Source organism: Acinetobacter rudis, assembly GCF_000829675.1.
Classification (GTDB): Bacteria; Pseudomonadota; Gammaproteobacteria; order Pseudomonadales; family Moraxellaceae; genus Acinetobacter; species Acinetobacter rudis.
The window spans coordinates 1-22,184 of sequence record NZ_BBRX01000063.1 but is presented as its reverse complement, the minus strand read 5'-3'; the positions used below and the strand labels follow the sequence as shown (position 1 = coordinate 22,184).

The following is a 22,184-nucleotide window of genomic DNA, read 5'->3' as shown; positions in this document are numbered from 1 at the left end:
GCTTTATGCAACCAGATCAAAGCCTGAGATTTTTTCTTGGGCATGCCGTTATAACCATGCAAGTAGTTTGCCCCTAAAGTAAACTGTGCGGTTTTATCACCACCTCTTGCCGCTTTTAACAGCCATTTATTGCCAAGCTCTATATTTTTAGTCGTCCCTCGACCACTCATATACAGTTCGCTTAGGTAATACTGTGCATAGGCATCACCTTGCTCAGCAGCTTGACTAAACCAGTCTAAGGCTTGTGTATCACTTTGCGTGACGCCTTCGCCATAATAGTACAACCAACCGAGATAACTCTGTGCTTCTGCTTTTCCTTGAATCGCGGACTTATTAAACCATTCAAATGCCTGCTTATAGCTTTTATTGGTACCTAAACCTTTAAAATACATTTCGCCAAGATAAAACTGTGAATAAGCACTGCCTTGTTGGGCTGCCTTATTGAAATAGTCAAATGCAGTACGATTATTTTGTTTTACACCACTACCACTGTAGTACATCCAACCAAGAAAGCTTTGTGCCTCCGCCTTGCCTTGCGCAGCTGATTGATTTAAATACGTCAAAGCCTTTGAATAGCTTTGTGGCACACCCAACCCTTTCGCGTACATTTCACCTAAAAGATATTGAGCAGAAGCATTGTTCTTCGCGATAGCCTGATCTAACCACTTGGAAGCTTGTTGATGACTTTGTTCGACATCTACACCGTGAAAGTACATCCAGCCCAAATAACTTTGTGCATCAGCATTACCCTGTTCAGCTGCTTTTTTTATCCATGCCACCATCTGCTGCGGATTTTTTAAAGTATATTGCTTCTTGTGATACATTGCGGCTAAAGCCAGCTGTGCATCGATATTTCCTTGCGCTGCAGCTTGTTCAAAAAGTTGAGCAGCCTGTAGGTTATCCTTTCTGACCCCTTCCCCCTTGTAATACAACAAAGCCAATGCATACTGCGCCTTGGCAAAACCTTGTGCAACGGACTTATTCAGCCATAATTCTGTCTGTTCAAGACTTTTATCCACGCCCTGCCCATTGTAATACATCACAGCCAAACCATATTGCGCCTGAGCATTTCCTTGCATTGCCGATTTTTCTAACCATGGTCGTGCCTGAGCATAATCCTGTGCAACACCCTCGCCCTTGTAATACATCGAACCCAACTCAAACTGCATCGCTGCATCACCCTGCTGGGCAGCATGCAAAGTTGTTGAAAAATCTTTGGCATAGAGGGAAGAAATTGGAATGACATGAAGGGACAGCACGAGCGCCAATATTTTTTTATTAAATTTCACAAAGATAAACCAGAGCGATGAATTCTTTATTATTCTAATCCAATTTTAAGCAGCATGACTGAGTGAAATGTATAACAAGATTAAAGCCTAGGTTGATCCCATATAGCCTGTTTATTCCAAGTACGCTCAATAAGCTCTAAAAATAATTTCACTTTAACAGGTAAATATCGCTTTGATGGATAAACGGCACAGATCGGTGGCTCAACATGAGAATACTGCTGCAATATCGGAATCAATCGTCCATCAGCAATATATTGGCCAACTAAAAATGCACCTACATGACATATACCAAAGCCGCAAAGCGCCGCATCTGTAATCGCCTCAGTATTATTAAATGTGATAGGACCATTCACAGGATAATAAAAGTCTTGATTATCCACTTTGAAGCGCCAAGGTACGGCTAACTCTTGATGACTAAAACCGATGAGTCGATGCGAGTTTAAATCGTCTATTTGCAGAGGAGTACCATACTGCTCTAAGTAAGCAGGTGACGCACATGTGACTAATCGATGTGGGGCCAATACTCGTCGAACTAATCGACTGTCATCATTTCCACCGATTCGTATAGCCAAATCAAATGCATCTTTGACTAAATCACAGTAATCATCTGAAAAGTCAATTTCTGCTTGAATTTCTGGCCATTGATTTAAGTAGTCTTGCAAAATTGGCAAGACGTGCAAACGTCCAAAGGCCACAGGTAGACTTATTCGAAACCTGCCCCGTGGATATTGCTTTGCAGTGTTTAACGCACTTTCAGCTTCTTCTATTTGATTTAAAATCTTAATCGCATGTTGATAAAACAACTGCCCTTCAGCACTTAGACTCACTTGTCTCGTCGTGCGATGTAATAACCGAGTATTGAGATGGTGCTCTAATCTAGAAAGTGATTTTCCTACAGCAGAACGAGACACACCCAGTTTTTGAGCTGCTAACGTGAAACTTTGGCATTGTGCAATAGCAACAAAAACACGTAAATCAAATAGGTTATCAAGCATATCGTTCTTTTTATTAGACACCTTTTTTCCCCAATCTTACTCCATTTGCTCAGTTTATCTCCGCAATTGCGCTATGTATAGTTAAAAATTCATGAAAAATTTTGAGCTAAACATGACGGATACCCTTTCATCTATTACACAGGACAACGACACTGTTCAACACAGTCAATGGCTTGCTGTTGTTGTCCTTGCCTTATTAACTTTTGCTGTGGTAACCACAGAGATGCTCCCTATAGGTCTTTTAAATCCAATCGCATCAACCCTCGATTCTTCCACAGGTACCGCAGGGTTGCTCATTTCTATTCCTGCGATTATTGCAGCCCTTTTTGCCCCCATCGTTGTGTTACTTTTTGCCAATATCAACCGTAGAACACTGATCTTATCGTTGGTTAGCCTACTTATTATTGCCAATCTCATGGCTGCATTATCTTCGACTATGGCTTGGTTGCTGATCTCCCGAATTATTGTTGGATTTTGTATTGGTGGAATTTGGGCGATCGCAGGTGGTTTGGCGCTTAGGCTCGCTCAACCCACAGCTGTAGGATTGGCCACATCGATTATATTTGCAGGAATTTCTGCTGCTTCAGTTTTTGGAGTTCCTATAGGGGTATTTATTGACAATATCTTAGGTTGGAGAGCTTTATTTTTGATGATGGCTGTATTCTCGTTCATACTTCTGGTTCTGAGCTTTTTAACCATCCCTTCTCTTCCCTCGCAAACCAGCAACTCAATACGACAGTTCCTCGAAGCTGTTCAAAATAAAAATATCCTCATCGGCTTGTTCATTACACTATTTTTAGTTTCAGGCCACTTTATGGCATTCACTTTTATTCGACCAGTTTTACAAGAAATACATGCTTTGTCTGATCATCAAATCGGTCTTGCGCTATTTGCTTATGGTGTCCTTGGGATGTGCGGAAACTTTGTTCTAGGTATGGCCGCTGCAAAAAATTTAAAATACACCTTATGGGTCATTATTATTGGTCTCATCTTTTCAACAGTTATTTTAACCCTTACTGCAAATCATCAGTTGATCACAAGCACGATCTCTCTACTTGTTTGGGGATTTAGCTATGGCGGCATATCGGTTGCCTTAATGACATGGATGATGGTCAATGCACCTAAACATATCGAAATCGCAAGTGCTTTATATATCTCAGTATTCAATCTCGCCATTGGTTTAGGATCATTCATGGGGGGATATATAGTTGATGCTTATCACTTAACATTGAATATGCACTTAGCAACCTTCATCATTTTTTTAACAGTCTTTTTGCTGGTTCTGGTCAAACTTAAGCATAAAAACTCGGATCTTTAATCCACCCATAAAAAAAGACCCGATATAAAATCAGGTCTTTTATGCGTTCAATACTGCTTAGAACGGTAAATCGTCATCTAAATCTGCTGGTGCTGCAGCTGCAGGCTGTGGTTTAGGTGCTTGGTAGCCACCTTGTTGAGGTGCATTGTTGCCATAACCACCTGGAGCAGGAGCATTGTTATAACCACTTTGCTGCGGCGCATTGTTATAACCGCCAGCTTGGTTATTGTTTTGGTTATAACCACCTTGTTGTGGAGCATTGTTAAAACGCGGCTGGTTATAGCCTTCACCACCTTGTTGATCGCCCTGTTGACGCGAATCAAGCATTTGCATCTGGTCACCACGGATTTCAGTGGTATAGCGCTCTTGACCATTTTGATCAGTCCACTGACGCGTACGCAATGAACCTTCGATATACACTTTAGAACCTTTACGTAAATATTGCTGAGCAATTTCACCTAAACGGTTGTTGAGTACAATACGGTGCCACTCGGTTTGTTCTTTACGTTCACCCGAGGTTTTATCCATCCATGATTCACTTGTTGCAATCGAAAATTGCGTCAGTGAACCACCGTTTGGAAAAGTTTTAGTTTCTGGGTCACGGCCTAAAGTACCAACCAAAATAACTTTATTTACACCACGCATGAGCTGTTATCTTCCTATTCAATTCTGTGTTTAACTTTATAAGAGTTGTGTTCAAATGGCTAGGTCTCTACCTATCAAGTGCGTTAATTCTTGTCGTTCGGTCTCAACTATTTCGCGTTTATCAAGTTTGATGTAGGCAACGTTCTGATCTGACATCACCACAACCTCTTCAACACCACGGAAAGTTAACAGTTTAGCAGTCCACTCTGCCGTAGAGATATGCTCAGGCAAAGTTAACACCATCGAACTTAAGTAACGTGGTTGTTTTAGACCAAAACTGATCAACAACCAAACGATAGCGACTGCGGTTAATATGCCCCAGCCGAGTTCTGTATTGTTCAACATCAAGAGCTGACCACCCACGGTACCACCAACAAAAGCACCTAAAAACTGTGCACTGGCATTGACACCCATAGCTGTTGCTTTTGATTGAATCGGCGCACTTTTAGATAACCATGATGGTAATAATGCTTCCATCACGTTAAAGGCAATAAAGAAAAATGCCAAACCAACAAGTAAAATATACTTTGAATATTCACCAAAACTTAAAATGGCCAGACCGACAACTACAGCTGCAATCGCTGCAATAAAGATTCCACGCATTTGACGATACTTTTCAGCCAAGATAATGCTTGGAAAAGCCACAAATAAACTGGCCACCAATAAAGGTAAATAAACCATACCATGTTTAGATAATGGAATCCCAGCAAACTCGATTAGCTGTGAAGGTAAATAGACAAACATCGCAGTTAACAATAAATGCAGTGAAAAAATCGAAAAATGCAGTCGATTGAGATCCTGCATTTTCAACACTTGTTTTAACTGGCTTAAATAACCTTGTTGAAAGTTTCGATGATGTCGTGTGGTTTTAGGGACCAATAATAAAGTAAAGATCGCCAAGATCCCTAAAATACAGGTCACCCAAAACAAACCCGAAATACCCACTAAGCTGGTCAGCCAAGGCCCTAAGCTAAAAGCAATGGTAAAAGATAGACCTATACTCATTCCCATAATGGCCATGGCCTTGCTGCGCTGCTCTTCGCGTGTCACATCTGAAAGAAGTGCCATCACCACGGCAGAAACAGCACCCGCACCTGCAATCGCTCGACCAACAATTACACCATAAATACTGTCTGACATCGCGGCAACTGCACCACCGACAGCAAATAATAGCAATCCAATCACAATCAGCGTCTTACGATGATAGCGATCGGCCCATAAACTAAATGGGATTTGTAGAATAGCTTGACTTAGGCCATATACGCCAACAGCCAAACCAATCAAAGCAGGTGTTGCATGTTGATATGTCTGTCCTGTCACAGAAAAGACAGGAATGATCATAAACAAGCCTAACATCCGCAGTGCAAAGATACTGCTTAATGCAAACGTTGAACGGCGCTCTAGATTATTCATTATTAAATCATGGCTTAAATCAAAATTTTATCTTCGGTATCATCGCATATTCACCCTCAATTGTGGGAATATTTTACCCAAGCTCATCAGTGATTTTTCACAACGACAACACCCTACTCAGCTGCAATCAACGCTAAATCGTAGTGACCGTTTCTTCTCTAGTCTACTCTTGCTATATTGCCTACAGCATATGTTTAATTTTCATGTAAATAGGAATACATAATGAGCTTTACTCAAGAGGCTTGGCAGCGTAATCAGTCTTTATATCAAAACACTTTGGCTTTGCCATTTAATCAAGAACTCGCCAATGGCACGCTGAATAAAGACGCGTTTTGTCATTATGTCATTCAAGATGCACATTACTTAGAAGCTTATGGCCGTGCTTTAGCGGTATGTGCTGCCAAAGCATTTAGTGCAGATGAGATCATTTTATTCACTGAGTCAGCTAAAGTTGCCATCGTGGTAGAACGTAGTCTGCATGACAGCTTCATGAAAGAATTCGATGTCTCAAAAGAACAATTTGAAACAACACCCCTGACTTTAGCTTGCCATCATTACACGGCTTATCTCACTGCAACAGCGTGGTCAGAAAGTTATCCTGTGGTATTGGCATCATTATTACCATGTTTCTGGATTTATGCAGAAGTTGGTAAAGATATTGTCAATAAAACAACTGAAAATAACCCATTCCAAGCTTGGATCGACACGTATAGTGGTGAAGAGTTTAATCTTGCAGTTGAACAGGTAAAAGCCACGATTGATCGTATCGCAGCACAGTGTGATGCTGTCACAGTTGAAAAGATGCATCAGGCCTATACCCAAGCTGCTGAACTGGAGTGGTTATTCTGGGATAGCGCTTATCAGTTACGCACTTGGCCTGCGGGTCTAAAACAAGCTTAAATTACAATTTACATTTAAAGAGACACAATTTGTCGCAGAGAATGTTCAAGCAAAGCTTGAACATTTTTCACGCGCTATCATATACATCATTCAAATGAACTTTGCAGGATAAATACATGAGCCAAAGCCATATCCGTATTCGAGGCGCACGGACCCATAATTTAAAAAATGTGAACCTCGATATTCCACGCGATAAATTTGTGGTAATCACGGGGCTTTCAGGTTCTGGAAAATCATCACTTGCCTTTGACACCCTATATGCAGAAGGACAACGCCGTTATGTTGAGTCTCTCTCTGCCTATGCACGTCAGTTCCTATCTCAAATGGAAAAGCCTGAAGTTGATTCGATTGAAGGGCTAAGTCCTGCTATTGCGATTGAACAAAAATCTACCAGTCATAACCCTCGCTCTACAGTGGGAACAATTACTGAAATTTATGACTATTTACGTTTACTCTATGCCCGAGTAGGCACGCCCTATTGCCCTGAGCATGATCTACCGATGGTGGCACAAACCATTAGCGAAATGGTTGACGTCGTCAAAGGCTTAGAAGCTGGCACTGCACTCATGCTTCTTGCACCTGTCGTTCGTGAACGCAAAGGTGAATACAGCAATCTATTTGAACAACTGCAAAGCCAAGGGTTTGTACGTGCGCGAGTCGATGGTGAAATCATTGATATCGACACACCGCCTGTTCTAGATAAAAAGAAAAAACACACCATTGAAGTCGTAGTTGACCGTTTTAAAGTCCGTGATGACTTAGGTAACCGTATCGCTGAAAGCTTTGAAACTGCACTACGCATTGGGAGCGATATCGCGATCTTGTCGTGGATGAATGCTGAACAGCCTGAACGTATTTTCTCAGCGAAGCACTCATGCCCTGAGTGTGATCGTGCAGTTGCAGAACTTGAACCACGTCTATTTTCATTTAACAACCCTTTTGGTGCTTGTCCTGCATGTGATGGTTTAGGTACTCGTAGTCATTTTAGTGCAGACAAATTGATCCCAAGCCCAGAGCTTTCCCTTGACCAAGGTGCGATTCGTGGTTGGGATCGCCAACGTCCTTACTACTACACCATTTTACAAAAAGTCGCAGAACACTTTGAATTGTCACTAGATACACCGTGGCAAGAGCTCTCTGCTGCTGATAAAAAAATCTTTCTTTATGGTTCTGGCAAAACTAAGCTTGACCTGAGCTATATCGACGAACGTGGCCGTAAACACAATCGTGTTCAAGTTTTTGAAGGGGTTTTACCTCACCTAGAGCGTCGTTATCGCGAGACAGAAAGTAACTATGTCCGCGATGACTTAGCACAGTACCTGTCCAATGCAGCCTGTGATGTGTGTAATGGTTCGCGTCTCAACGAAATTTCACGTCATGTCAAAGTACAAGACAAAACCATTGCTCAAATTACTAAAATGTCGATTGGCGATGCCGCAGAATATTATCAATCACTCAAGTTGACTGGTGCTCGTGGCGAAGTTGCTGACAAGATCTTTAAAGAAATCCGTGAACGCTTACAGTTCCTAGTTTCTGTAGGCTTAAACTATTTAAGCCTATCACGTTCGGCAGAAACCCTTTCTGGTGGTGAAGCTCAGCGTATCCGTCTCGCTTCACAAATCGGTGCGGGTTTGATGGGGGTAATGTATGTTCTTGATGAACCATCCATCGGTTTACACCAACGTGATAATGATCGTCTGCTTGAAACCCTCATTCGTCTTCGTGATCTGGGCAATACCGTATTAGTCGTTGAACATGATGAAGATGCGATCCGTGCAGCGGACCATATTATTGATATTGGGCCTGGTGCAGGTGTACACGGCGGTTATGTGATTGCTGAAGGAACCTATCAAGAGTTGGCTCAACATGAGGACTCCCTGACCGGTAAATACCTCTCTGGCAAACTTAAAATTGAAGTGCCTGCAAAACGGACCGCTCCTCCGAAGCCTCAAGAGCAAATTAAACTGATGGGTGCCTCTGGCCATAACCTGCAAAAAGTGGACCTCACGATTCCACTAGGCATCATGACTTGTGTGACTGGTGTTTCTGGTTCGGGTAAATCAACCTTAATTAACCGTACCTTACTGCCTTTAGCTGCAACCCAGCTCAATGGTGCAACTACGCTAACTGCGGAACCTTTTGACTCCATTGATGGCTTACAGTTCTTAGATAAAGTGGTCGACATTGACCAAAGCCCTATTGGCCGTACACCTCGCTCGAACCCTGCAACTTATACAGGTTTGTTCACCCCAATCCGTGAATTATTTTCACAAACACCAGAAGCCAAAGCCCGTGGCTATGCCGCTGGTCGTTTTTCTTTTAACGTCAAAGGTGGACGCTGCGAATCTTGTGAAGGTGATGGCATGATTAAAGTTGCCATGCATTTCCTTCCTGATATGTATGTCCCATGTGATGCTTGTCATGGTAAACGATATAACCGCGAGACCTTAGAAGTTGGTTATAAAGGTAAAAATATCTCGGATGTATTGGAGATGACTGTTGAAGATGCGATGCATTTCTTCGATGCGATTCCTGTGATTCATCGTCGTTTGGAAACCTTAAACCAAGTAGGTCTGGGCTATATTCGTCTTGGCCAATCCGCGACAACATTATCTGGAGGGGAAGCTCAGCGCGTTAAACTGGCAAGAGAACTGGCCAAACGTGATACAGGCAAAACTCTATATGTACTGGATGAACCGACAACAGGTCTGCATTTTCATGATATTGCAAAATTACTTGATATCTTGCATGAGCTTCGGAACAAGGGGAATACCATTGTAGTGATTGAGCATAACCTTGATGTCATCAAAACAGCGGATTGGATTGTTGATTTGGGTCCTGAAGGTGGTTCTGGTGGTGGACAAATTATCGCCGAGGGCACTCCTGAAGAAGTAATCGAGTCGAAGTTATCTCATACGGCTAAATTCTTAAAACCATTACTAGGCTAATGCTTAATTATGTGATGTAAATCACACTTATATTAAAATGTAACAGAATAAGTTGCTCAAGCTTTTGAGCAACTTATTGCCATAGTTATTATTTGTTTTATATACATTTTTTAAAATCAACTGATAAGTAAAACAAAACGATCAAGAGTGATAAACAGTCAGTGAAAATTGCATAGTTACTTACAAACTTATACGATGTTCTTAATATTCATCACTTTTATATCTTTTATTTCTACTCAATAAATGCTCATACACTTGTTGTGTGTGCCATTTTAGAGTTGCCTTTTCAAGTCTGACTAATTAAAAAATATGGGGGAGTTATGCCTTCCAAACAGCATACATGGTTTGACAATGTCAATCCTCGTGTATTTCTGAGTACTGTTTGTATTATTACCATTTTCATTGCGCTCATCTTAGTTAACCCTAGCAAATTTGAGCTTTTTGCCAAAGATCTCAATCAATGGATTATTCAATCGTTTAGCTGGTTTTATGTTTTAGCTGTTGCATTGTTTTTGATTTTTTTAGTTTTCCTTGCTTGCTCTGCAATCGGGAAAATTAAACTAGGGCCCGATCATAGTCTACCCGAATACAGTAATGGCTCATGGTTTGCCATGCTTTTTACTGCGGGTATGGGGATCGGCCTGATGTTCTTTGGTGTTGCCGAGCCGATCATGCACTATGTTCGTCCGCCTCAAGGTGAGCCTGAAACCATCATGGCTGCACAGCAAGCCATGCGTGTCACCTTCTTCCACTGGGGACTACATGCTTGGGCTATCTATGCCTTAGTGGGATTGGCACTGGCCTATTTCTCTTTTCGACACAATCTACCATTAAAGATTCGTTCAGCGCTTTATCCCCTGATCGGTAAAAAGATTTATGGCCCTATAGGCGATAGTGTCGACACCTTTGCAACCATCGGAACCATTTTTGGTATTGCAACCACTTTAGGTTTTGGCGTAACACAAATTAACTCAGGTCTGAACTACTTGTTTGGTTGGGAACAATCCATCAATACTCAGCTGATCTTAATTATTGTTGTCAGCCTCATGGCCTCACTATCAGTTGCATTTGGTTTAGATAAGGGCATTAAACGTCTATCTGAACTTAACCTGATATTGGCTGTGTTATTGCTGGTCTTTGTCTTTTTCAGCAGTTCAAGCGTTTATATCTTACAAACCACGATTCAAAATACTGGGCAGTATATTTCCAATCTGTTTAGTATGACGTTTAACCTTGAAGCCTATCACCCAACAGGATGGGTCGGTGGTTGGACGATTATGTACTGGGCTTGGTGGATTTCTTGGTCGCCATTTGTCGGTATGTTTATTGCTCGTGTTTCTCGTGGTCGTACCATCCGAGAGTTTATTGTTGGTGTACTGCTCATCCCTACAGGTTTTACCTTGATCTGGATGGGTGTCATGGGTAATGCAGCTTTACACAGCGTCATTCAAAAAGGTCAAACAGGGCTGATTACAGCCGTACAGCAAGACTCCTCTGTTGCCTTATTTGAGTTCTTAACTCACCTACCTTTTGCTGCCGTATCAAGTATTCTCGCGACGGTACTGGTGATTCTGTTCTTCGTCACTTCGGCCGATTCAGGATCGTTAGTTATCGACTATTTAACAGCGAAAGAAGAAAACTCACCTTTATGGCAACGAGTATTCTGGACTGCATTCATTGCACTGTTGTCTATTTTACTGTTAAAAGCTGGTGGGCTTGCTGCTCTACAATCTGCCACCATCATGAGCGCACTCCCCTTCACCTTTATTTTATTGTTAATATGTTGGGGACTGATTCGAGCTTTACGTCTTGATAGTACCAAAATGCAGGCTCTACAAGATGCACGTATCACACCAAGAGCCGTAAAGAACCCGCGTAGCTGGCAACAACGCTTGGGTTTAATTATGCATTATCCGCACTCACAAGAAGAAGTTGAAGGCTTTATTCAACAACATGTACAACAAGCATTTCAAAGTATTCAAGTTGAATTGCAGCGTCGAGATCTTGAAGTCGAGATTAGCGAAGTTGAACACGGCCTCAAACTCAAAGTTGATCATCACAACGAAATCAATTTTGTCTATCAAGTTATTTCAACTGAAACTGTTGCACCAAGTTTTATGCTCAATGAAGAAGAGCAGCAAACCGAGACAGCACAGTTCTATCAAGCTGAAGTGTTCTTAAAAGAAGGTGGACAAAACTACGATGTGATGGACTGGACTAAAGAAGATCTATTGCAAGATATTATCGATCAATATGAGCGTCACTTACACTTCCTCAATATTGTTCGTAGTTAATGAGATCTTTACCGTGATGAGTTGAGTGATTACTTGTCATGGTTTTACAAACACCAATGCCCTATCTCTTAGATGGGGCATTTTATTATGCTCTATAGCGCAAAATACACATACCTATGGCATCAAAGCGATCATCAATCATTTGATTATTATCTAGATCTCAATCTATTCACTAAGTTTACGACCTCAGTTTAAATGCTTAGAGATGTAACACTCAGGCATTAAAAAAGCTGCCATAAGGCAGCTTCTCTATACTATTTCTGTTTCAGATCTTAGAAACGGAATTTAGCATTTACACCAACTGTATCAGTGTCAAGTTTTACAGCTTGACCATTTACAGCAGGAGCATCTTTTTGGTTAGCGTGTAAGTAAGAAACACCTACAGCAATAGCTGGAGTTACGAAGTAGTTAACGTTCGCACCGTAAGCTTGGTCAAAACGACCAACGTTATAACCGTCGTTTAAGCCAGCAAAGCGAGCACGACCATCAGTACCTACAAAAGTAACACCAACGCTTAACTTAGGATTTAAGTAAAGATCAGCGTTCATGCCGTACATGTTGTTGTCAGCAAATAAACCAGCAACTTCAACACCTACTGCCATGTTAGTACCAGAGATTTGGCCTACATGTTTGATACGAGCAGTACCAGCATCAGTTTTGTTACGGATTACACCAGCAGATTCGATAGTAGAAGCAGCAACACCGTTGTTCATTACTTTAAAAGTATCAAGAACGAATTGGTCTGGAGTACCAGTATAACCAACAGCAACTAGCGTGTTAGGAGCAATAACAGCACCAACTTCTAATGCATAACGGTCACCGTTGTCATCGCTAGCACCATTCTGTTTAGTAATAGAGTGGTTATAAGATGCAGATGCGTATACAGGTACATATGGAGTCGGTACAAAACCTTCAGCTTTTACACCATAGCTGTGGTTTTTAGCTTTTCCATTGTTTTTAACGTCAAGCTCAGCGTAGTTATAAGCAGCAGATACACTAGACGCTTGGTTTAAGAATGCTGCTTCAGCCAAAGGACCTTTTGAAGTATCAACATCTTTAAGGTAATAAGTACCTTGAACACCACCAGTAAAGTTTTCACCGTTGATAGATGCATCTACATATTCAGATTGGCCTTGAACTTCGAATTGATAAGCTTGTGCACCAGTCATTGCCACCAATAATGCGGTAGCTAAACCAAGTTTTTTCATAGTCATTTCCAAAAGTTGAAATGGTTTAAGATGCTCATATTATTATTGTTACACTTTTTTAAGTCAATGATGTTAAAGGATAATATAAAACTACTGGGCTCAGTGACTTGTTAGTCAATGTGACTGTTACAATAAACTTAGTTCACTAGACTGAATAAAAAACATCAATTATAACAAGGCAATATGGCAATTTATTTTCAATAAGATTAGATAATAACCACTAATAAACAGTTATAATAATGATTGGAACAACAGATCGCACAAATGATTATGATCGTTATTTTAAATCATCATTTGTGGAATTTTTAAGAAATATGTCACATTAATGCGCTGAATCACCTCAAATAGAATACAAAATAATCAAAAGAAGCTCTAAAAAACACTAACACGACTAACATGTTGAAATATTATATGATTTTAAACTCTATCTTACATATTCATAAGTTAAGGCAATTATTATCAATTCCAAGTAAATAAGTCAAATTAAGTTTTAAGTACAAACTTAGAGTAATTTCAATAGCGCAATGAACACAAAACTTAATTTATTGATTTATATAATTAAAAAATAAATTTGATTTTTACACCTATAAATTCCATTAAAAAAACACTAACGATATATAACAAGAACTAATAATAAAGCTTAAAAATAAAAAAGCATCATAATGGTGCATAAACTTGATGTATTACAGTAATCTCTAGAGCCAAAACAAAAAAAACCTCAGTTTTCATGAAAAACTGAGGTTTTTATTCGCTAAAACTGAGGCAATTTCAATTATTCTGCTGAAAAATAATTATATATGCGCCAATAGGGTGCATTATGCACTACTTTGCAGCACATGTAAATGCTCGTCACACACATTTAGTGAATATCAAACTGATTCCTTATAAGTCATGTTACCCCTGATCAGATGAACATGCTTATGGTCAATAAGCACTGTTTGTTGTAGCAAGTAAGATTGCAAGATGCCCATTGGCAAAATCAAACCATCACCATGAATCCCAACTATGGCCAGATAAAAACCTTACACATCGCCCGTCTAATGCCCACAAAAAAGGCTGTCCGATGACAGCCCTTAAAGTATTTGTAACTTATCGCTTAGTGATCTGATGCACCTGATGCACCAATACCTGTCATAGAGCGTACGAACTGCGCATCATATGCTTTACGTTCACGTTGCGCGCGATCTGACTTATCTGTGATCGAGAAGAACCAGCAGCAGAAGAACGCTAACGGCATTGCAACAATTGCAGGGCCATTCAATGAACTAGGTGCAGTATCCGCTAGACCTAATGTGTCTACCCATACAGCCTTAGAAAGAACGATTAATGTCACTGCGCCAACAAGACCAACAACACCACCAATCACCGCACCACGTGTTGTTAAACCTTTCCAGAACATTGATAACACCAGTACTGGGAAGTTTGCACAACAAGCAACAGAGAATGCTAAACCAACCATGAAGGCAACGTTTTGTTTCTCGAACAAAATACCCAAGATCATCGCCAAGATTGCCAACACTAAAGTTGCGATCTTAGACATACGCAATTCTGATTCAGGTGTAGTTTGACCTTTTTTGAATACGTTAGCATATAAGTCATGCGAGATTGCTGAAGCACCTGAAAGTGTTAGACCAGCAACTACCGCTAAGATTGTGGCAAAAGCAACAGCTGAGATAAAGCCCATGAATAGGTCGCCGCCTACTGCTTCACTCAAATGCACCGCAGCCATGTTGTTACCACCAACCAACTCAAGCTTACCAGTCAAAGCACCTTTCGCTAAGTCTAGGAACTGAGGGTTGTTTGAAACAAATAGGATTGCACCAAAACCAATGATGAAAGTTAAAAGATAGAAGTAACCAATGAAACCTGTTGCATAAACAACTGATTTACGTGCTTCTTTAGCATCTTTAACTGTAAAGAAACGCATCAAGATATGTGGTAAACCTGCTGTACCAAACATCAAAGCCAAACCAAGAGACAATGCATCAATTGGGTTTTGCGCTAGACTGCCAGGACCCATAATTTTTGACGCATCTTCAAAGCTAATGCTACGTACTTGGCCATACACTTCAATCGATTTAGTAAACATGTTTGAGAAACTAAAACCAACTGAACTCAGTACCATATACGCCATGAAAGTCGCACCACTCAAGAGTAATACTGCTTTAATGATCTGTACCCAAGTTGTTGCTAACATCCCACCGAAGATTACATAAGCCATCATCAAAAGACCGACAATAACTACAGCAATGTTATAGTTCAAACCGAACAACAGTTTAATCAACTGTCCAGCACCAACCATTTGTGCGATCAAATAGAAAGCAACAACGACGAGTGAACTAATTGCAGCCAAAGTACGTACAGGCTTTTCTTCTAAGCGAAATGAAACCACGTCAGATAGGTTAAATTTACCTAAGTTACGTAAACGTTCAGCAACGAGGAAAAGAACGATTGGCCAACCCACCATAAAGCCGAGTGAGTAAAGTAAGCCATCAAAACCAGAACTAAATACCATTGCGGAAATCCCAAGGAAGGATGCCGCAGACATATAGTCACCTGCAATTGCTAGACCATTTTGAAAACCACTAATACCACCACCAGCAGTATAGAAGTCTGAAGTACTTGTTGTTTGCTTTGCTGCCCATTTTGTAATGAGCAAAGTAAAGCCAACGAACACCACAAACATGATAATTGCAGGCCAGTTTGTCGCTTGTTGCTCAGCAACACCTAAGTCAGGTGCAGCTTGTGCCCAAGTAGACATCATTGCAGATGCCGCAAGTAAAGCCTTAGCTTTATATGAACTCCATTTCATCTTAGTGCGATCCTTTTCCTTGAGTAATTTGTTCAACTTCTTTCATTGCTTCTTGGTTCAATCGATCCAGTGTCCGGTTCGCAATAAATGAATACACACCACACAATACAAATGACAAGACAATAATGCCTAGACCCAGTGGAATCCCCCACGTGGTTACTCCGCCACTAAATGAAGTCATTAAGAATTCTTTGTTGTAGCCAACAACCAGCATAAATCCAACATAAACAACCAACATAATTGCGGTTAGTGTCCAACTCAGATTACGCTTTTTGATTACCATTTCCTGAAACTTAGGATTTTGTAGAATACGTTCTACCTGTTTTTCATCCATAATCATGCTCCTGCAGACAACCAACCTTGGTTGTTTATTGAATTTTTTTTAGATAGCGTAAGGTAACAAGCTTAGGTGTAGTAAGTAACTTATACTTTGGTCGTTAAATTTTTTGACAAATAACTGTATTCTGATGAGATGAGCTATCATATTGTGAAGAAATAACCATGTGGTCCTTATGAATAGCTGGCTCATTATTGGAGCACTTGCGCTCTATATTTTCATACTTTTTGCTTGTGCTTTCTTTGGTGAAAAACATGCGAGCCGTTTAAGTACCCGTGGTCGTATGTTTCTATTCAGCCTAACCTTAGGTGTCTACTGTTCCTCATGGACTTTTTATGGTGCCACTGGTGCTGCTGTTCGAGAAGGGGTCATTTTCCTTCCAATTTATTTAGGCCCACTACTCTTTGTTGGTATTGGTTATGACATTTGGCGTCGATTAGGCCGTGTTAGACAACATCATGCTATTTCTTCTATTGCAGACTTTATCGCTGCACGTTATGGCAAAAGTGGCTCACTCGCATCATTGGTAACGATTTTAGCAGTAATCGCGATCATTCCCTATCTTGCTTTACAATTAAGAGCAATTGCCCTGAGCGCCTCTGTTATTTTAGACCAACAAACGCAGCAGATCGCAACAATAACAAACACCGTATTGGGTCTTACCGCAATTTTAGCGATTCTCGCAATGATGTTTGGTACTCGCCAAATCGCCAATACAGAACAACATGGCGGGCTCATGTTGGCAGTTGCCTTTGAATCATTTGTAAAGTTATTTGCCTTACTGAGTGTCGCACTATTTTTTATTTTCGAATCGCCACTGAATATCATACAAGTCAGTCAAGATGTACAAAACACATTCCATGAAGTTCAACTCTTTGGCGTACCAGAAACATTCTGGGTACAAACACTACTCGCGGCATTGGCAATTATTTGTTTACCTCGCCAATTTCACGTAGCTGTAGTTGAACTACATGATGAAAAACATATACGAGGGGCTAGGCGCTGGTTTGCAGTCTATTTAATATTAACTGTATTTGCCATTATCCCGATTGCCAGTTGGGCCATGCACGCAGCGCCGCACTTTCTCAAACTTCCAGATGTAGCTGTACTGTCCCTACCTTTAAGTTATGAACAAGAAGGTTTAGCCTTATTGGCCTTTTTAGGTGGCTTCTCTGCGTCTACGGGTATGTTGCTGGTCTCTTCAGTTGCCCTGTCTATCATGTTAAGTAATGACTTGATTATGCCTGCTTTATGGCATTTTGGTGTTATTTCCCGTCATGACAAGCGTTTACCTGTAATGCTTAAAATGACCCGCCGCATTTGTATTTTAGCGGTGATGTCTTTAGGTTTTTTATTTTTCCACTTTTTTAATGATATTGATCAACTCTCGGTCTTTGGTCTGTTGGCCTTTAGTGCTGTTGCACAGTTCTCCCCTGCACTGATTGGTGGTTTGTATTGGCGTGGGGGCAGCCAACAAGGGGTTTATGTTGGTTTGATTACTGGTTTTGTTCTTTGGACTTATACACTACTTTTACCCACTATATTACGCAGCTTACCAGAGCAATATCATGAGCTGAGTCATTCTTTCCTGGCCTACGGCCCTGCAGGAATCAATTGGCTAAGACCCGAAGCATTACTGGGTTTTGAATCATTTGCGCCACTCACCCACGGTGTAATTTGGTCTTTAGGTCTTAACATTATTTGTTTTATCTGGATTTCTCGGGTCTATCGCCCTAGCGTTGCAGAGCAAATTCAAGCTGAAAGTTTTTTCTATTATCAAAGTAAGCCGCTACCCTCACAAAGTACCAATACTGACCTGAATTATGTGCACCATGAAGTTGCACGTTTAAAAGTTGGTGACTTAATTGCGCTAGCAAAACGAATTACAGGTGATGAGCCTGCTATCCAAGCTTTTAATCAGTTCTGTCAACAAAACGGTGTCGTTCTCAGTGAGCATAGTAGTGCCAATGGGATGTGGTGGCGTTTTACTGAACAATACCTTGCAGGAACTATTGGTGCTGCCTCTGCACGTACCCTACTGACCACAGCTATGGTCAATAATGGTCTTGCTGTGGGTCAGGTCGCCAATATTCTTGACCAAGCATCACAGTGGCAACGCTTTAACCAAAACCTAATCATGACCATGATCGATCACACCACACAAGGTGTGAGTGTGGTGGATGAAAACATGTGTTTAGTGGCATGGAATAATCAATACCTTAAACTTTTTGATTATCCGACAGATCTGGTTTATGTAGGCTGCCCTATTGCAGATTTAATTCGCTATAACGCAGAACGTGGTGAGTGTGGCCCGGGCTCTATTGAAGAACATGTCCGCAAACGAATCCATTGGATGAAAGTTGGTAGTGCACATGAGTTTGAACGAATCCGTAAAGATGGCCGAGTTATTCAGATGTGTGGTAACCCGATCCAAGGGGGTGGTTTTGTTACGACCTTTGCAGATATTACTTCTTTCCGTGAAAATGAGGCGTTCTTAGAGGCACGGGTTCAAGACCGTACACAACAGTTGGCCAATGCGCTTTCAGAACAACAACTTGCACGTGAACAAGCAGATCGTGCCAATATGTCAAAAAGCCGTTTTATTGCTGCTGCAAGCCATGACTTATTACAGCCTATGCATGCTGCAAGGCTGTTTAGTACCGCACTTGAACAAAATCTTGTGAGTGCAGAAGATCTTAAAATCATACAACAACTTGATCGATCTCTTTATGGTGCAGAATCAATGCTGTCTGCATTATTAGACATTGCTCGACTCGAAGGCGAAACCATACAACCAAAGCGTCAAGCTTTTCCATTGCATGATTTGTTAAATGACCTAGAGCTACAGTTTAAGTCTATTGCCGCACAGCGTTCGATCCAACTTAAAGTCCATGATACTCAATTCTGGATTGATACAGATCCGCAGTGGATTCGACGCATTATCCAAAACTTTGTCAGTAATGCTTTACGCTATACAGCCAAGGGCCGTGTAGTGGTCGGTATTTTACGTTCAGCTGAACGTCCACAGCATATTCGTATAGGCGTTTGGGATACAGGGCCAGGTATTGCTGAAGAGCAACGTATTAAACTATTTCAAGAGTTTGAACGTTGTGGCCATACCTCACCTTGGGATGAACATGGCCTAGGTCTAGGTCTGGCAATCGTACAACGTATGACAAACTTACTGGATTATCCTGTGTATGTTTATTCGCAATTAGGCAAAGGTTCATGTTTCATGATTGAAGCACCCATTGTTCCTGCCCCTATTCGTCAGGCACAAACAGCAGCACAAATTTTACCTATTAGTGATCATGCTATGAAGATACTGTGCTTAGATAATGATGAAAGTATCTTAGATGGAATGTCTACATTATTAGGTAAATGGGGATATACGGTTTTTAAAGCAGTTAATCCACAGCAGGCATTAGCCATCATTCAGCAGGAGAATATTCACGTTTGGCTAATTGACCAACATTTAAATGACAATGAAATTGGACTAGACTTTATCAAAGCACACCGTACAGATGCAGTTGCAGTAGCCTTAATCACTGCAGATTCTGATCCTGAGCTACCACAACAACTTAAAGAGCTCAGTATCGTGCTACTTAGAAAACCGTTAAAACCAGCAGCACTTAGAGCTTGGCTTTCAAGTCTTAAATTGAAGCCTTAAATTGGCGGTGTATCGATCATGTGTTGAGCGTTAAAGCTATTTCAGCTGAATATAAAGCATTAGCGCTCAACCAAGATTGAACAAGTTATCAGTACATAAGTTAATTTAACCTGGTCTATGGCAAAGATGATCAATTTGTTAAGATAATATGCGTACACTTTGTTACTATTACATAACACATTGAATTATAATAATTTATAAGAGTAAAACAAAATATATATACTTTAGTCGCATTCCTATTGTACTTTAAATAACACATAAACTTATAACAACTACTGATTCAAACATTCACTCATCATTATGTGATGAATTGATCAAAGAATCCTCAGCGCAGGAGTTTTATCATGAATATTTCAAATTATACTTCAACAGATCAACAACAATCACAGCAGTTCCATCGACAATATGGTGCAAATGCCTTTCTACCTGATATTAACTGGTCAGAAATCTTTAAAATGAGTCAGTTAAAAAGTACCCACTTACAGGCATTAGACACACTGTATCGAAGTGCAGTACCACTGGCCCTTAAGGTTTTTGAGGAGCTTCATTTTGATGTCTTTAGCCCAGTTGCCTATCATCCACAAGGTTTAGGTTTATTTGAAAAACTTTCACAGCAAGAACAACACCTACTCGAAACATTAAAAGCTGAATGTGATTGCTTAAGTGACGAAGTCCGTCACCAAATATGGAGTATGTTATTACGTGGTGGCGCGGTACTGGTCTTCAAAGCTTGGTTGGCAAAAGTAAAAACTGGTCGAGATCAACTTGATATGAGTCAATTTGATGAGCTCTCTGACTTACTCTTTGTTAAAACAGCACCTCACACACTTGCACAACAGCTCAATATCGATACCAATGCACCATACGACCATATTTTCTTGATGTATGGTGATGACATCTTATTGGACCGTTTCAACAGTCTTGAAACGGCTGCACTATTCGTCAAATTAGGTGTTTATGATGCAGCATTTCTCAGTCTACGTGATGAGCGCGTAGCAGACTACCTCAAGGCACAAGGCATGGTCACTCAGGATCAGATTGATGAATTACAGTGTGCGCTAAATCCGCTACATTGCGATAATTTAACCCCTAAACAAGATTGCCTCGTTTAAACACATCTTAGATTTATAAAATGGTCGTTAGGGTTCAAAGCACGAAAGTCTTTGGACCCTAAAATGAATTATTTAATTCTCTTTTCTTCAATGTCCAAAGCATTAATCGCTAATACGGCTTGGGTACGGTTTTGTACACCTAGCTTTCTAAAAATGGCTGTGACATGGGCTTTGATTGTTGCTTCACACACTTCAAGCTCATAGGCAATTTGCTTGTTCAGCAAACCTTCTGCAACCATCATAAGCACTCTAAACTGTTGTGGTGTGAGTGATTGAATACGTTCAGCCAAAGCAGTTTCGTCAGCTTTACGTGGGTCAAAACTTAGATTACCTGACATATTTGGTGGTAACCAAATTTCACCATCAAGTACATGTCGAATCGCTTCACCAATATGACTAGGATGAGCAGATTTAGGGATATAACCGCTTGCACCATGTGCAATAGAGCGTTGAATGATTGAAGCCTCTTCATGCGCAGATACCACTATAATTGGAATAGCTGGATATTGTGCGCGCACATGCACTAATGCTGAAAATCCTGAAGCACCAGGCAAGTTCAAATCAAGTAGGACCAAGTCTGGTTCTGAACCACTCTCAAGGCGTTCATAGAATTCATTTACAGCCGCGGTTTCATGAATCTGCGCCTGAGGAAAACTATAACGCACAGCTTGAATTAAAGCGTGGCGAAACAGAGGATGATCATCAACGATTAAAATATTCATAAGCGTATCGAGTAGTCTCTAGTACAGTTCTCCGTCTCAACTGCACTATTACAATAAGTGATAGATAGATATTAACGAATTTCGCACCAAAATACTTGTTTAAATTCACAGTTAAACATTGATCAGTACAATTCAGTTTTATAAATAAAGACATCACAATCATTTATGAAGAAGAAAACACAAAACCAAGTGTGCTGAAATTTGAATTTACTATTTAAAATCAATTAATTAGAAATAACATTATAGCAATAAAGGCATATTAAAAAAAATGCTATTTAATCTTATTTTACTTGGTTTACAACAGCAAATATTTATAGCTAAATCACTATAATTTAGAAATTAATCAAGGACAATCAACAAAAATTGAAGCAGAGTCTGTGAGATCTAACGATGATGCTTTTAACCGATAACAAAAACAATAAAGTTGTATCTCAATGACCTCCTAGACTCGGCTCGGGGGTCTTTTTTATCCCCCACCTTTAACTCATTTTCACTAAGAAGAGGTTATCTGAAGAATTGAT

The 22,184-nt window shown here is 40.5% G+C and carries 14 protein-coding genes; 6 read left to right on the top strand and 8 right to left on the bottom strand.

The features are described from left to right. Both Aru01_RS14530 and Aru01_RS14525 read right to left on the bottom strand, forming a co-directional pair. Positions 1-1,289, bottom strand: a 1,289-nt coding sequence (locus tag Aru01_RS14530) for an SEL1-like repeat protein (protein ID WP_171248547.1), incomplete at its 3' end; no start/stop codon positions are given. Between the two features lie 80 nt (positions 1,290-1,369). Then, positions 1,370-2,305, bottom strand: coding sequence for a LysR family transcriptional regulator (locus tag Aru01_RS14525; RefSeq protein WP_016654767.1), 936 nt, complete (start codon positions 2,303-2,305; stop codon positions 1,370-1,372). A 91-nt stretch (positions 2,306-2,396) separates the two neighbouring features. Here Aru01_RS14525 and Aru01_RS14520 point away from each other — a divergent pair, with 91 nt between their 5' ends. Further along, positions 2,397-3,602: an MFS transporter gene (locus Aru01_RS14520; protein WP_016654766.1), complete on the top strand. Its 1,206-nt coding sequence runs from the start codon at positions 2,397-2,399 to the stop codon at positions 3,600-3,602. 57 nt (positions 3,603-3,659) lie between these two features. On the opposite strand, the gene ssb is transcribed toward Aru01_RS14520, so the two are convergent. Together ssb and Aru01_RS14510 are read right to left on the bottom strand one after the other, a co-directional pair. Further along, positions 3,660-4,247: a single-stranded DNA-binding protein gene (ssb, locus tag Aru01_RS14515; RefSeq protein ID WP_016654765.1), complete on the bottom strand. Its 588-nt coding sequence runs from the start codon at positions 4,245-4,247 to the stop codon at positions 3,660-3,662. Positions 4,248-4,298: 51 nt separating this feature from the next. After that, a complete protein-coding gene (locus Aru01_RS14510; protein ID WP_155757911.1) occupies positions 4,299-5,663 on the bottom strand; it encodes an MFS transporter in 1,365 nt (454 codons plus the stop codon). A gap of 219 nt (positions 5,664-5,882) precedes the next feature. On the opposite strand from Aru01_RS14510, the gene tenA reads away from it, so the two are divergent. The 3 genes from tenA (at position 5,883) to Aru01_RS14495 (ending at position 11,802) form a co-directional block, all read left to right on the top strand. Beyond that, positions 5,883-6,560 carry a thiaminase II gene (gene tenA, locus Aru01_RS14505; protein ID WP_016654763.1) on the top strand — a complete coding sequence of 226 codons (678 nt, stop codon included), beginning with the start codon at positions 5,883-5,885 and terminating at the stop codon, positions 6,558-6,560. Positions 6,561-6,676: 116 nt separating this feature from the next. Next, positions 6,677-9,508, top strand: a complete 2,832-nt coding sequence (uvrA, locus tag Aru01_RS14500) for an excinuclease ABC subunit UvrA (protein WP_016654762.1) — start codon at positions 6,677-6,679, stop codon at positions 9,506-9,508. Between the two features lie 320 nt (positions 9,509-9,828). Beyond that, positions 9,829-11,802, top strand: coding sequence for a glycine betaine transporter (locus tag Aru01_RS14495; protein WP_016654761.1), 1,974 nt, complete (start codon positions 9,829-9,831; stop codon positions 11,800-11,802). Between the two features lie 272 nt (positions 11,803-12,074). On the opposite strand, the gene omp33-36 is transcribed toward Aru01_RS14495, so the two are convergent. The 3 genes from omp33-36 to Aru01_RS14480 all read right to left on the bottom strand — a co-directional run bounded on the left by omp33-36 (position 12,075) and on the right by Aru01_RS14480 (position 16,156). Beyond that, entirely contained in the window at positions 12,075-13,010 is a 936-nt protein-coding gene (omp33-36, locus tag Aru01_RS14490) for a porin Omp33-36 (protein WP_016654760.1), read from the bottom strand. Positions 13,011-14,106: 1,096 nt separating this feature from the next. After that, a complete protein-coding gene (locus Aru01_RS14485; protein ID WP_016654759.1) occupies positions 14,107-15,822 on the bottom strand; it encodes a cation acetate symporter in 1,716 nt (571 codons plus the stop codon). Position 15,823: 1 nt separating this feature from the next. After that, positions 15,824-16,156, bottom strand: coding sequence for a DUF485 domain-containing protein (locus Aru01_RS14480; protein ID WP_016654758.1), 333 nt, complete (start codon positions 16,154-16,156; stop codon positions 15,824-15,826). A gap of 178 nt (positions 16,157-16,334) precedes the next feature. Here Aru01_RS14480 and Aru01_RS14475 point away from each other — a divergent pair, with 178 nt between their 5' ends. Together Aru01_RS14475 and Aru01_RS14470 are read left to right on the top strand one after the other, a co-directional pair. Continuing rightward, the gene (locus Aru01_RS14475; protein ID WP_016654757.1) at positions 16,335-19,829 is read left to right on the top strand and encodes a PAS domain-containing hybrid sensor histidine kinase/response regulator; all 3,495 of its coding nucleotides are present in this window, start codon (positions 16,335-16,337) and stop codon (positions 19,827-19,829) included. Positions 19,830-20,173: 344 nt separating this feature from the next. Next, positions 20,174-20,941 (top strand): hypothetical protein, encoded by a 768-nt coding sequence (locus Aru01_RS14470; protein WP_016654756.1) that lies wholly within the window; start codon positions 20,174-20,176, stop codon positions 20,939-20,941. A 68-nt stretch (positions 20,942-21,009) separates the two neighbouring features. Here the strand turns inward: Aru01_RS14470 and Aru01_RS14465 are convergent, their stop codons facing one another. Then, a complete protein-coding gene (locus Aru01_RS14465) occupies positions 21,010-21,663 on the bottom strand; it encodes a response regulator (RefSeq protein ID WP_016654755.1) in 654 nt (217 codons plus the stop codon). Positions 21,664-22,184: the final 521 nt, after the last annotated feature.